The sequence below is a fragment of the Labrenzia sp. PO1 genome, assembly GCF_012273635.1.
Lineage (GTDB): Bacteria > Pseudomonadota > Alphaproteobacteria > Rhizobiales > Stappiaceae > Roseibium > Roseibium algicola.
Map to the genome: position 1 here is coordinate 84,619 of NZ_JAAXCR010000002.1, position 12,215 is coordinate 96,833.

General features: G+C 59.4%; 11 protein-coding genes. 5 read left to right on the forward strand and 6 right to left on the reverse strand.

Annotation, left to right across the window (positions count from 1 at the left end; all coding sequences use genetic code 11):
- Positions 1 to 906, forward strand: coding sequence for a LysR family transcriptional regulator (locus HCG46_RS08350; RefSeq protein WP_168685714.1), 906 nt, complete (start codon positions 1 to 3; stop codon positions 904 to 906).
- 91 nt (positions 907 to 997) lie between these two features.
- On the opposite strand, the gene HCG46_RS08355 is transcribed toward HCG46_RS08350, so the two are convergent.
- Entirely contained in the window at positions 998 to 2,632 is a 1,635-nt protein-coding gene (locus HCG46_RS08355) for a hypothetical protein (RefSeq protein ID WP_168685716.1), read from the reverse strand.
- 225 nt (positions 2,633 to 2,857) lie between these two features.
- Complete coding sequence (locus tag HCG46_RS08360; protein WP_075284264.1) at positions 2,858 to 3,766, reverse strand: phospholipase; 909 nt, start codon at positions 3,764 to 3,766, stop codon at positions 2,858 to 2,860.
- A 586-nt stretch (positions 3,767 to 4,352) separates the two neighbouring features.
- Here HCG46_RS08360 and HCG46_RS08365 point away from each other — a divergent pair.
- The 4 genes from HCG46_RS08365 to HCG46_RS08380 all read left to right on the forward strand — a co-directional run bounded on the left by HCG46_RS08365 (position 4,353) and on the right by HCG46_RS08380 (position 8,357).
- Complete coding sequence (locus HCG46_RS08365; protein ID WP_035908315.1) at positions 4,353 to 5,057, forward strand: ParA family protein; 705 nt, start codon at positions 4,353 to 4,355, stop codon at positions 5,055 to 5,057.
- 263 nt (positions 5,058 to 5,320) lie between these two features.
- Positions 5,321 to 6,277 (forward strand): HlyD family efflux transporter periplasmic adaptor subunit, encoded by a 957-nt coding sequence (locus HCG46_RS08370; RefSeq protein ID WP_023000023.1) that lies wholly within the window; start codon positions 5,321 to 5,323, stop codon positions 6,275 to 6,277.
- Complete coding sequence (locus HCG46_RS08375; RefSeq protein WP_023000022.1) at positions 6,274 to 7,212, forward strand: ABC transporter ATP-binding protein; 939 nt, start codon at positions 6,274 to 6,276, stop codon at positions 7,210 to 7,212. The genes HCG46_RS08370 and HCG46_RS08375 overlap by 4 nt, the downstream gene beginning before the upstream one ends.
- A complete protein-coding gene (locus HCG46_RS08380) occupies positions 7,209 to 8,357 on the forward strand; it encodes an ABC transporter permease (protein WP_168685718.1) in 1,149 nt (382 codons plus the stop codon). Before HCG46_RS08375 ends, HCG46_RS08380 begins: the two co-directional genes overlap by 4 nt.
- A gap of 240 nt (positions 8,358 to 8,597) precedes the next feature.
- Here the strand turns inward: HCG46_RS08380 and HCG46_RS08385 are convergent, their stop codons facing one another.
- The 4 genes from HCG46_RS08385 to phnC form a co-directional block, all read right to left on the reverse strand.
- Positions 8,598 to 9,518, reverse strand: coding sequence for a DMT family transporter (locus tag HCG46_RS08385; protein ID WP_023000020.1), 921 nt, complete (start codon positions 9,516 to 9,518; stop codon positions 8,598 to 8,600).
- 311 nt (positions 9,519 to 9,829) lie between these two features.
- Positions 9,830 to 10,627, reverse strand: coding sequence for a phosphonate ABC transporter, permease protein PhnE (gene phnE / locus HCG46_RS08390; RefSeq protein WP_023000019.1), 798 nt, complete (start codon positions 10,625 to 10,627; stop codon positions 9,830 to 9,832).
- On the reverse strand, positions 10,627 to 11,421 hold the full coding sequence (gene phnE, locus HCG46_RS08395) for a phosphonate ABC transporter, permease protein PhnE (RefSeq protein WP_023000018.1): 795 nt from the start codon (positions 11,419 to 11,421) through the stop codon (positions 10,627 to 10,629). The genes phnE (HCG46_RS08390) and phnE (HCG46_RS08395) overlap by 1 nt, the downstream gene beginning before the upstream one ends.
- Positions 11,418 to 12,191: a phosphonate ABC transporter ATP-binding protein gene (gene phnC, locus HCG46_RS08400; RefSeq protein WP_006939395.1), complete on the reverse strand. Its 774-nt coding sequence runs from the start codon at positions 12,189 to 12,191 to the stop codon at positions 11,418 to 11,420. The genes phnE (HCG46_RS08395) and phnC overlap by 4 nt, the downstream gene beginning before the upstream one ends.
- Positions 12,192 to 12,215 lie beyond the last annotated feature (24 nt).

The following is a 12,215-nucleotide window of genomic DNA, read 5'->3' on the forward strand; positions in this document are numbered from 1 at the left end:
ATGAACTGGCAGACCATCACATTCGACTGGAACCAGGCCCGTGCGTTCCTGGTAACGGCAGAGGAAGGGTCTCTCTCCGCAGCTGCCCGGGCACTCGGACTGACCCAACCCACGCTCAGCCGGCAGGTGGCAGCGCTTGAGCAGACACTTGGCGTGACCCTGTTCGAGCGTGTGTCGAAAAGCCTGATCCTCACGGAAGCCGGGATCGAACTGGCTGATCATGTGCGCGCCATGGGCGACGCGGCCAGCCGGATATCCCTTGCGGCATCCGGCAAATCACAGCAAGTCGAAGGACTGGTCACCGTTTCCACGACGGATCTGATGGCAGCTCATCTCTTGCCCGATATTTTGCGTGAGCTGCGCAAAAAGGCACCGGGCGTGGAAGTGAAGGTGCTTTGTACCAACAGCCTGAGCGACTTGCGCCGACGCGAAGCCGATATTGCCATTCGACATGTCGAACCGGACCATCCAGACCTTTATGCCCGCAAGCTGCGCGCGGCCCCGGCCCGCATCTTTGGCGCCAGATCACTGGTTGAACAATTCGGCCGCCCCTTGACGAGGGACGATGCGCCAGATCTCGATTTTATCGGCTTCGACAACAACGAAGAGCTGGTCAGCTACCTGCGCGCCTTCGGTCTGAAGGTGACCGAGGCCAATATTCGCCTTGGCTCCCCCAGCGGTGTGGTCGCCTGGGAATTCGTCCGCCAGGGCCTCGGTCTGGCCATCATGGCGGACGAAATCGCTGCCCGGTTCCCCGAGATCGTTCCCGCCTTTTCCGATATCGAACCGGTTTCGTTTCCAATCTGGCTGGTCACCCACCGCGAACTTCACACCAGCCAGAGGATCCGCGTAGTGTTCGATCATCTGGCGGAAGGTTTGCTGAAGGCCAAGCTCGCCAAGATATAGACGCCCGCTCCGGTCCCAGCCATGTGGCGCAGGTATCTGGTCATTTTTTAGCGGCATCCAAAACCAGTCGTTGATCTGCCCGAACTCTTCTTTACGCGGCCTTCGCCCGGCAGAGGCAGCTTGCCCGGATCGGAATGTCCGCACGCGCGATGGCCTGGTCGAGCAGAAGCTTGACGTGCGGCAGCTCCACCTTCTCCGAACGCCTTACCAGACATTCATGCAATCCGTGCAACGCCCAGACATTACGTGGATGCTGGCTCGGGCGCGGCAGTTTGCCGTCCAATCCGAGATCCGCGCGGTAGACCGCTTCGGCTTCCTCATATTTGCCGGCTTCCATCAGGAGCGCGCCCAAGGCATGGCGCGTTGGCTGTGGCCAGGACCACGGCTCTTCGTATTGAAGCCCGTCGTCCAGGTCGACGGCAGTGCGAAGATGGGCAAGTCCTTCTTCCCTCCGCCCAGCCTTGAAAGCCACCTCCCCCTTCATCATTTCCTCTGCAACGGCGAGAACATCCCTTGCGGTGTTGTTGAAGAGCATCCGGCTATCGGGCACCTGCGCATAAGCCGCGGTGAAATCCGCCATGGCGGACAGCGCTTCGTCATGACGGCCGAGGTTGGCCAGGGCGATGGCCTTCGCGTAGTAGATCAACGCGTTGGTGGTGACATAGAGTTCCTTGTCCGCCGGCTGATCGAGCTCAAGGATTTCAGGCCACATTCCGAACCGGATGTAGACATGCGGTGCGGCGGCCACGAAGGTTTCGAACACGTCCGGATACGATCGAACAACTTCGTCGGGCACCTCGTCGCGCAATCGCTCGACAGCCTCCACCGCGGCGCCTTTCCTGCCAAGAAACATGGCGCCGTAGAAGGCGAAATGCAGATTGTGGATCCGGTACAGCGCATAGAAATTCGCCGGGCCAGCGTAAGCCTTGAACTTGTCGTCGACCTTGGCTGCCGCAAGATTGCGGTAGAGCACATTCTGATAGTCGCCGCACAAGACATCGATATGCGTTCCCATGTGCACAAGATGCCCGGCATCCGGAACCAGATCCTTCAGCCTGTCGCCATGGCGCAAAGCGCTTTCCGGGTGCGGCGACATTTCCATCAGGTGAATGTACATGTGCAAGAGCCCAGGATGATCCCAGGCGCCCGGCAACCTCTCAAATGCATGTTCCAGAACAGCTACGGCCTCGGTGGTGGAACCTTCAGGGTTCGGCACGCCCGTGTGGAAATCCCACAATTGCCAGGGCGTGCGGTTCATCAAGGCTTCTGCATAGATGCACGCGACATCCAGATCTTCCCTGTTGGCTTCGTAAACGGGTTTCATCGCTTCCGCGAAGCCATCGTTGAAGGGCTGATAGTCTTCGATTTCCGGATCTGTGGGATAACGCGACGCCAGGGCCTCGATCAGCGCACGCTCCACCGGTCTGGCCTCCTTCAGCGCCTTTGCGGTGGCCAGCGCTGCATGTGCTCGTGCCAGCGCAGGCCCCTTTTCCTCAGGCGTGAAGATTTCCCAGGCCTTGTTGTAATTCGGACCGATACCGTAAGCGATGCCCCAGTGAGCCAACGCACAGGCCGGGTCAGCCGCCACCGCCTTTTCGAAACAGACAATCGCCTCTTCGTGATTATAGGCAAACAGCCAGACCAGACCGCGGTCAAACCAGACTTGCGCTTCCGGTATTGACGACACGACACGCGTATAGCGGCCGAGATCAAAATACTCTGACATGATACATCCCCCCTGATATGCGACACCAACCCGAGGATCGAGGCTGGCACGCCGAAAACGGCGGTTTCGAGCCGTCTTCCAGATGATAGGCATTGGTGCCCAGAGGGTAATTTGAAATTAAAAGTGACGTTAGGGCAATCGCAAAAGCGCTTCAAGTATGCTCAGGCGCCGCGCAGACCAATTCACACGAGCCCGTTTTGATCCTGAACAGCGCCGAGCCTTCGCCTAACCCAGCATCCAGTTGAGTATCAGGCGCCAGTCGGTCATGCGGATGGGGGTGCCGTGGGTGCCTGTATCGAACAGCGTGAACTTGATCGGATAGTTCGGAGCCCTGGTCTTGATCTGTTTGAAGAAGTTCGCCTGATCTTCCCAATTGTAGACCTGGTCGAGCGTCCCCTGCCCCATATAGATCGGCACGTTGCGCCCGAGTGCACCTGAAGACAGGAAGTTGGGATCCTTCGGAGAGCCAAGCAGCAGGATACCGGAAAGCATGCTGGCATAATTGGCGTTCTTTACCAGGTTCCAGCAGATGATGCCGCCCATGGAGCCGCAGGCAACCACGACCTTGGCACGGGGTGACAGCTGCTTCTGATACTGGATCAGGGCTGCCACATCCGCCGTGCCGCGATTGTCGAAGTTCTTTATGTCGACTGTCAGGTAGGCGCCGCCGTTCCTGACCATCAGGTTCTGAACGCGGTTGAAGTTGCCACCGAACGAAACGTCGTTCATGCCCTGAAAGCGGTTGCCGCCCTGCCCATGAATGTAGATCACGATGGCATTGGCACCGCCCTTCCAGTTGCCGGTGCCCATGAATTCGACAACCCGGCCGTTGGCTTTCAGTTCTCCGCTGCCACGGCCCCGCTTCGGTTTGTAGGAGACATAGTTTCCATAGACCCTGCGTTCGTCGACTTCGTCGCGATCGCGCAGGTCTCGCTGTTTGGAATATTCAACGACGATAAAATCGCCATCATAGAGCGTTTCGGAGACCTTCTTGTATCTGAACAGCCCATCCTTGTAAGGCTTAAGGGCCTCAGCCCACGCCGCCCCTGCCGTGCCCGCATATGCCAACACCCCGCAAAGCAGAAGGTTCCGGATCAAGCAGGCCGGGCGGGAGTTGAGAAATCGGTGCAGCATGTGGCGTCCTTCAAGGCGCGGATCAAAGACATAATTCTGACCCCAAAGCATCTGGCGTTCAAATCAACGCGGACAAGTGCCCCTAATACCATGAGACCGATCAACAGCGGCAGACCACCGATTCAGGCACCCCTTCCGCACCGACAACCTACGCGGCACCCAAGGCGCATGCAATCGGTGGCGATCCAAAATCCGGCAGGATTTCTCTCCACCCCAGACAGAAAACGCACGAGGCGTTGCTGTTGTCGAATTCGCGTCATCCAGGCTGCCCATTGCGGCTGAACGCAGCTTTTCACCAGACCCTTGCAAATAGTGCCAAGGCGCTTTGCTGGTCTTTATCCACAAATCCTAACGTTTGTTGAATAAGTCTGCTGCAAATTGCGAATTTAAGGATTTGGTAACCATAAAAATCCAAGACTGCCAGACAGATAGGCCTGCAATGGGTCATCGGCGACACAAGCGGATTTGCAACGGAACACTCGGGAACCCGCTGACAGATCGCCTTCAAGGTGTTGGGCAGCTTTCGGCATGCGCTCGCAGACGCAAGTTGCTCCAGACAATGCTCGGCAAGGTCAGGAGAAGCCAGATGCCAGTCATTTCCTTCGCAAACGCAAAGGGCGGCGCCGGAAAAACCACGGCGGCTCTGCTGCTGGCGACAGAAGTCGCAGCACGGGGAAAGCGTGTCACCATCTTTGATGCGGACCCGCAGAAATGGATCTCGAAGTGGTACGAGTTGCCACGCAAGAGCCCGGGCATCAACGTCGTCAGCGAAATTTCGCCGGCCTCCATTACAGAGCAGATCACACTTGCCGCCGAAACGTCCGACTATGTGATTGTCGATCTTGAAGGAACCGAAAACCTCATCGTCGCCAACGCACTTTCAGTGTCCGACCTTGTGGTCGTGCCGATCCAGGGGTCTTCGATGGATGCGCGCGGTGGCGCCAAAATCCTGACCCTGATCAAGAAGCTGGAAAAGATTGTCCGCCACGACATCAAGCATTGCGTGGTTCTGACCCGTACCAATGCCGCGGTGACAACGCGTGCCATGAAGGCGGTCCAGGACTTCCTTTCCGCCCAGAATATCGACGTTCTTATGACCCCGATTGTGGAACGCGCCGCGTTCCGCGATCTCTTCGAATTCGGCGGCGGCCTCTCCGGCCTCGACACGTCGCTGGTCTCCGGTGTCGGCAAGGCCCGGGAAAACGCTTCGCTTTATGCTGCGGAAATCCTCGAACGGGCTATCACCGTTCCCAGGAAGCGCTGGTACAACGTGTTCAAGCGGGCGAGTTGACGGCGTTCGTTCCTGTCGTTTTTGCAAGAAAGGCTGCGGCTCAAACCGCGGCCTTTTTCGTATCGCTTGCAGAAGACCGGACCTGCACCCTCCTGCTTGACATGCCCGGTGTTGATGCCCGGTGTTGACGCACGGCATTGCCCCGAAGACGGCAGGTCCGAACCGGCCTCAACCAGCCATGGCACAGGCCCGCGAAGCAGGCTATGGTGGCGGCAAGGCGATACCCTTCTTGCCGCATACCCTTGATCCATAGGGAGGAATTCATGTCTACACCCCGTCTGCGCAGTGTCCTCGCAGCCACCGTGTGCCTGTTTGCTGCCGGTTGTTACGGTGAAGATGGGAATGTTGCCCTTGGAAACCTCGAGCGAGACAGGGTCGCACTGACCGCAACAGCAAATGAGGTTCTGGTCGAGTTGCCTGTGCCACAAGGAACCTTCGTCAAGAAGGGCACCGTGCTGGCTCAACTGGACCCGGCCGAACAGCAGGCCATCGTCGCCCAGGCGAAGGCAGAGGTGCAGAAGGCCAAGGCCAATCTCGTGAAGCTTGAAAACGGCGCCCGCGACGAGGAGATAGCCAAGGCCCGCGCGGCCGTAGCGGGTGCGAAAGCAGAGCTGGAAGATGCACAGGCTTCGTTCGGGCGCTACGACGACCTGACCGGACGCGGCACCACAAGCCAGGCACAGCTCGACAGTGCCAAGGCTGCGCGCGATGCAGCCGACGCGACCCTGAAAAGTGCGCAGGAACAACTGAAGGAGCTTGTCGCCGGCACTAGACCGGAAGACCTCGACATAGCCAAGGCCGAACTGGAGGCCGCCCAGGCAAGCCTCGCCACCCAGGAAAAGATCCTGTCCGATCTGACCATCACCGCCTCGCGTGATGGCACGCTCGACAACCTTCCCTGGAACCTTGGGGAACGAGTGACGGTCGGCAGTCCGGTCGTTGTGATGCTGGCCGGCGATGCACCCTATGCCCGCGTCTATGTTCCCGAACCGCACCGGGTAAAGGTCAAGCAGGGCGACAAGCTGGAGGTGCGAATTGACGGCCTCGACAAGCCGATCGAAGGCACTGTGCGCTGGATCAGCTCCGAAGCTTCCTTCACGCCCTATTACGCGCTCAATCAATCCGAGCGCGCCCGATTGATGTATGTCGCCGAAGTGCAGTTGCCCGACAGCGCCAACGACCTGCCAAACGGCGTTCCGGCCCAGGTTGTTCTGCCGTGAGTTCAAACGACGGCGACATCGTGATCCGGGCCGAGGGCCTGGTGAAAAGCTTCAAGGGGTTCCGGGCGGTCGACGGGCTGGATCTGACCATCGAGCGTGGCATGATCTATGGCTTTCTTGGCCCCAACGGCTGCGGCAAGACCACGGCCATGCGCATGCTGACGGGCCTTCTCACGCCGACCGAAGGCACCGTCGAAGTGCTGGGGCTTTCCGTCCCCAAGGATGCCGAGACCCTGAAATACAAGATCGGCTACATGACCCAGGCCTTTTCGCTCTACGGCGATCTGACGGTTCTGGAGAACCTCAACTTCATGGCAACGATCTACGGCCTGCCATCGAAGCGGAAGAAGCAGCGCATTGCCGAGGTCATGGAGCGATATGAATTGAGCGAGCTGGGTGACCGGTTCGCAGGCAAGATGTCCGGCGGGCAACGCCAGCGCCTGGCGCTGGCAACCGCGGTTCTGCACGAACCGCAGCTTCTGTTTCTGGACGAACCGACCTCGGCCGTGGATCCGGAGTCGCGTCGCCATTTCTGGGAACAGCTGTTCGACCTGGTCGATGGCGGAACGTCCATTGTCGTGACCACGCATTTCATGGACGAGGCGGAACGCTGCCACAAGATTGCAATCATGGAAGCAGGCCAGAAACGTGCTGACGGGGCACCGAAGGACCTGATGGCGGCAATGGGTGCCAATGTCGTGGAAATCGAGGGCCCCAACCTGCGCGAAATCCGCCGCCGGCTGCTGGGAACGGAAGGCATCATCACCGCCGCGCAGCTGGGTGCACGCCTGCGTGTTCTGGTGCGGGACGACATTGCCGATCCCGAAGCGTTCCTGAAAAACAAGGACGAGACCAACGGTGCCACGTTGATCGAAAAGGTGCGCCCGAACCTGGAAGATGTCTTCGTGACGGCAACGGGAGAAGGCCGACAATGATCAGACCCCTTTCACGGATATCGGCCATCTTCTTCAAGGAGCTCAGCCAGCTGCGCCGGGATCGGATGACCTTCGGCATGGTCATCATGATCCCGTTGATCCAGCTGATCCTGTTCGGCTACGCCATCAACACCAACATTCGTGATATTCCCGTAGCTGTCGTCGATCACAGCCAGACCGGGCTGAGCCGGATCCTGATCCAGATGGTGGAAGCGACCCGTGTCGTAAAGGTGACCGAACGCCTGATCAGCATCGAGGAAGCGGAAACCGCGATCAAGGCCGCGCGCGTGCGCGCCGCCTTCATTCTGCCGGACGACCTCTCCCAGAGGGTCGCCCGCTCGCCCGCCGCCAACCTGGGCACGCCGCCTTCCACCGACGAAGAAACCAGCCGCCCTGTTGCCCAGTGGATCGTCGACGGCTCCGACACCATGATCGCAGGCGCCATCAAGTCGCTGCGCAACATGCCGCTGGCAGAATTGAACCGTCAGGCCCCGAACCGGTCGACGCCGACCTTCGAGGTGGCCCTGTTTTTCAACCCGGAACAGCGTACCGCCATCAACATCGTGCCCGGCCTGGTCGGCATCATCCTGACCATGACCATGATCATGTTCACATCGGCGGCAATCGTGCGCGAACGCGAGCGCGGCAACATGGAAATGCTGATCAACACACCGGTGCGGCCGATCGAGCTGATGATCGGCAAGATCATTCCCTACATCTTCATCGGCCTATTGCAGACGGTGATCATCCTCGGGCTCGGACACCTGCTGTTCAACGTGCCTTTCGGCGACAAGATATTCGATCTCTTTGTCGGCACATTGCTTTTCATCGGAGCCAGTCTGTCACTGGGCCTGGTGCTGTCGACCATCGCCCAGAGCCAGTTGCAGGCAACCCAGATGACGGTGTTCGTGCTGCTGCCGTCCATCCTGCTGTCCGGCTTCATGTTTCCCTATGAAGGCATGCCGGTGATCGCGCAGTATATTGCCGAGGCGTTTCCGGCGACCCATTTCATGCGCATGATCAGAGGGTTCGTCCTGCGGGACGCCGGACTGCTGGAGCTGCACCGCGACGTGCTCTGGATGTGCGGGTTCTTCGTTCTGGGCATGATCGTCGCCGCTTTCCGCTTCAAGAAACGGCTGGACTGAGGAATGTTTGGCCTGAGGCGAGAACCTAGCTCATCCCTTCGGTGCAAGGGGGCCTTCGCCCGCCTTCCCCACGGCCTCATCCTGAGGAGCGCATTTCTGCGTGTCTCGAAGGATGGGCGACATACTCAGGAGCAAGCGGCCCATCCTTCGAGACAGCGCTCACGCGCTTCCTCAGGATGAGGCTGTCGTATTGTGGGAAGTCCGGATAGCCGCCAGTTGGGAGCCAGTCTCCCTCGCCCCCTACTTCGGCTGCGGGCCCGTATCGAAACGCGGGTTGGCGGTTTTCAGGACCGGGGTCTGTACAGAGACATTCTCCCGGCTCTCACGCCACACGACGAAGATACCCGAGGCAATGATGACTGCAGAGCCGAGGCCGACGTAGAAATCCGGTGTTTCGGAAAAGAACAGCATGCCGAACAGGCTTGCCCAGAGGATCTGGCTGTATTGCAGCGGTGCCACGACCGCGGCCGGCGCAGCCTTGTAGGCGGAGATCGTCAGGAACTGGGCAATGACCGAGAGAAAGCCGATCGCCGCCATAAGTCCGAGGTCGAGAAGCTCCACCGGCACATAGAAGACAGGCAGCGTCATCGACATGGCCATCATCGACAGGATCATCGGGTAGAGGATCAGGACGGCCGGGCGTTCCTTGCCGCCGAGTTTACGCACCAGAATGGTGGAAAGCGAATTGGCGAAGGCCGCTGTCAGGGCGGCTGCATGGCCGAGGGTCAGCTCCGTCACGCCGGGACGTAAAACGATTAGAACGCCGATCAAACCGACGATCACGGCAGCCCAGCGCTGCGCCCGCACGGTCTCACCAAGCAGCGGTACGGACAAGGCGGTGATCAGAAGCGGCATGGCAAACAGCAAGGCATAGACCTCGGCCAGCGGCAGCGCCGTAAAGGCGTAGAACCCGCAGGACATGGCGATAATGGCCAGGCCTGCCCGCGACAGCACCAGCCAGGGGTGTCTTGGGCGGAAATTGTCGACCGCCTTGTCCGCCAGCATCATCATCGACATCGGCACGAAGGCAAAAAGCATCGTGAAGAAGATGATCTGAAAGACCGGATAGCTGCCACCGAGTTCCTTGATGATGGCGTCATGCGTGGAAAACAGGGCAAATGCGAGAAGCGCGGCGGCAAGTCCCTTGAGCGATTCAGTCATAGGCCGGGCCTTAATGGTGTGATGGCCGCCCGCAGAAACCGGACGGTTGCTGGGCTGGTTCCGGACGTGACGTCTTGTTTCGTCAGCCGAGCGGTGATGGCAAATCAGCGGTTGGTGGCAATGTCTTGTTTCGATCATCACTGAAACGAAGAAAAGTTCAAGAAAGGCCGCTTCGTTTCAGACGGGTTTCGGACCAAATGACCAAGAGTTTCCACAAAGCAAATGGCGCGGCAGAGGTTTCCCGCTGCCGCGCCATCTTTTTCAGTTCGCCAGAACGGCTTTTCAATCCTGGCAACCGGTTCCGGCTCTTTTCAGAGGATCTTGCGCCGCAGGTAGGACGATACGACCTCACCCACCACCACCAGGGCGATGATGGCCAGGAGCACCATGGAGACTTCCTGCCAGTTGAAGGTATCGATGGCCCCTTGCAGGATCACACCAATGCCCCCTGCCCCGACCAGCCCGAGAACCGTGGATTCCCGCAGGTTGATGTCCCAGCGCAGGATAGTCACCGCAAAGAAGGTCGGCATGACCTGGGGGACGATGGCATAGAGCACCACCTTGAAATGGCTTGCGCCGCACGCCTTCAGCGCCTCGACCGGTTTCGGATCGATTTCCTCGATGGCTTCGCCCAGAAGTTTGCCCAGGAAGCCGATGGAACGGAACATGATTGCAACGATGCCGGCAACCACACCCGGGCCGAAGATTGCCACGAACAACAGGGCCCAGATGATGGTGTTCACCGAACGCGACGAGACCAGGATGAACCGGCCAAGCCAGAGCGTCAGTGCGTTCGGCGTGGTGTTCTGCGCGGCGATATAGGCCACCGGCAGAGCCAGCACGACCGCCATAGCCGTGGCGATTGTGGCAAGGTTTACCGTCTCCCACAACGCACTCAGAATCTGGTCGAGGTGGGTAGGGTCTGGAGGCACCATGCGGCTGAAAAGATCGCCCATCTGGGTCGGCGCGTCCCACACCCAGGCCCAGATGATGTTGACGCTGCCGAGGGCCCAGGCAACGACGAGTGCGGTCAGGGCAAAGTAGCCGTAGCGCTGAAACCGTTGGGCCGGCGTGTAACGCGCCCAGTCTTGGAGCTGTACCTGTTCCATTATGCGATCCGCTTTCTGATTGCACCGCTGACGGCTTCGGAAATCAGGATGGCACCCACGATGACCATGGTGATGGCCAGGGCGAAGTCGTAGTCGTAGCGCCCGAAGGCATTCGCCAGGGTGGCGCCGATGCCGCCCGCGCCAACGATACCGACGACCGCCGAGGCTCTCAGGTTACTGTCGAGCTGATAGATGCCGAGGCCGATCTGGCGCTGCATGATCTGCGGGAACACCGCGTAAACCAGTGTCGACAGGAACGGTGCGCCCGCTGCCTTCATGGCTTCGACGGGCCCTGGATCGATTTCCTCGATCTTTTCCGCCAGCAGCTTGGCAACAAAGCCGATGGAGTAGACGATCAGCGTCAGGACACCCGCGAAGGGACCAAAACCGACCGCTTTCACGAAGATGATGGCGACAATTACCGGATGGAAGCTGCGTGCGATGATGATGACCGCCCGGCCAAAATAATAGATCGGGAGCGGTGCGATATTCCTGGCCGCCATGAAGGCGATCGGGATCGACAGCAAGATGCCGCCGACAGTTGCAAGGATCGCGATCTTCAGGCTTTCCATAAACCCGTCGATGAGCAACTCGCTACGCTGGAAGCTGGGCGGGAAGGCCCCGCCGAAGATCCGCCCTGCACGGCTCAAGCCTTGCATCATGCGGTCCCAGTCGATCGGCAGCGTCGCAAAGGTGGTCACGATATAGACCGCTATTGCGACATAAAGGCCGTAGCGCAATAGCGGGTTGGCGATGAAGGGCTGCTTGCGCCAGGTATCCCTCGCCGTACTCATGCCGCAGCGCCTTCCATCTGCCGGTCTTCGTGAGGAACACCGGCATAGATCTCGTGCATCGCGTCCTTCGTCAGGGCATCCGGCAGATCGTCGAAAATGATCCGCCCATAGCGCATACCGACGATACGGTCGCTGAATTCCTTGGCTTCATTGACGTTGTGAATGTTGATGATCACCGGAAGCTTCAGTTCGCGCGCAAGATCCCGCAGCAGCGTCATGATCTGTTCCGAGGTCTTCGGGTCGAGAGAGGCTGTCGGTTCGTCGGCCAGGAGGATTTCAGGTTGCTGCATCAGCGCCCGGATAACGCCGACACGCTGGCGTTCGCCGCCTGAAAGTTCGTCCGCACGCTTGTTGGCGTAATGGGCGATCCCGACCCGCTCCATGAGCTCATAGGCCCTGCGGATGTCTTCCTTGGGGTAACGTCTCGAAAGCGCTGCCCAGGTCGAGATGTAACCGAGGCGCCCGCTCTGGACATTTTCCATCACGGTCAGGCGGTCAACCAGATTGAAGCTCTGGAACACCATGCCGATGCGGCGGCGGCCGACGCGCAGCTCGCGCTTGCCCAGGCTGGTGAAATCGGTGCCATTCAGGAAGATCTTGCCGGAGGTCGGCTCGACCAGCCGGTTGATGCAGCGAAGCAGTGTACTCTTGCCTGCCCCCGAAGAGCCGATCACGGAGACGACCTCTTCACCGGGAACCTCGAGGTCCAGGTCTTTGAGCACAGGATCCCCGGCCCCGTAACGTTTCACAAGGCTTGTTATCTTTAGCATGTTTTACCTCGATTGAACCGGCCC